Source organism: Arthrobacter sedimenti, assembly GCF_042652025.1.
Lineage (GTDB): Bacteria > Actinomycetota > Actinomycetes > Actinomycetales > Micrococcaceae > Arthrobacter > Arthrobacter sedimenti.
The window spans coordinates 1-1079 of sequence record NZ_JBHSDQ010000019.1; the positions used below are offsets into that span (position 1 = coordinate 1).

1 protein-coding gene is annotated in these 1079 nt (G+C 61.3%); it reads left to right on the forward strand.

The window, feature by feature from the left end:
* Positions 1-657 precede the first annotated feature (657 nt).
* Positions 658-1079: hypothetical protein (locus ACFO0G_RS19870; RefSeq protein WP_376979801.1), on the forward strand; the 422-nt coding region annotated here is incomplete at its 3' end.

The following is a 1079-nucleotide window of genomic DNA, read 5'->3' on the forward strand; positions in this document are numbered from 1 at the left end:
ATGCGCTGGCCGCGGCCGCTGCCCGGGCCCCCGGCGCGGCGTGGGCGGACACCGGCCGGAACGACGCACGAAAGTTGAAGGCTCTGAGGCCCCGGCGTCAGGGACGGTGAATCCCTGCGGCGCAGACAGTGCGCCCGGGCCCGGTCAGCACTAAGAGGCTGGGGCACTTCCCTCTTAGCGCTGTTTTTGGGGGCGTTGAGGGGGAACTGGCAGGGCCGGCATGAATCCTTCCCTGAGCGGGAACCTGGAATTAAAACGAGTTCGGCAGGTGACCGCCACCGTCGTACTCACCTTTGACAAATACAGGATTCATTGTCAGGGGGTCATTCGGTGGAATTGCTGCGCCAGTTTGTTTTAGCAGCAGGGGACGCCATATTGGTGCATCCGGAGAGCTCGAAGACTTTGCCACAGCAGGGGCCGCTCTCGCCAGCTGCCCACGTTCCGTCACCGCCGCTGGCTGCGTAACGGTCCTGACAGGGAACTGTGAACTCATTACCAGCGCCTGAGTATGGCGGCCGCCGGGCCGTTGCTTGACCGATTGACCGCCCTGCTCGTAACCATCATGGACCCATAGCGGCCTAATAGCCAGCCAGGCTGACTATCACGGCCCGGCTGGTTGAACGCTCCCGGAACGGAGCAAAGGCGCATAGTTGGATGATGACGGCAATTGAATCCCGGAGTTTTTACACCCGCGGTGACTCCTTCAGCATTGGAGCTTCACGCGAACATATCGAGCGTGCCCTTGTGGGTTTTGGTGCGACGGAGGTTCGTTTCAGCCAGCGCGGCGACGTCAACGCCATCACGTTCAGGGCCACTGGAAGGCAGTTCCGCATTGTCCTATCGTTGCCGCAATCCGCGGGAAGCGCAGGAGACAGAGGTGGACTGGAACAGGTTCAAGGCCATGAAGTTACGGCCAAAGCACTGGAACTGAAAGCCCGCAGGTTCTGGCACGCTTTTGCCTTAGCCACAGACGCCAAGCTTGCAGCGGTGACAGCGGGCGTCGTTACGCTCGAGTCGGAATTCCTTGCCCATGTCGTTCTCCCCGGTAACCGAACCGTCCTCGACGAACTCGAACCCGT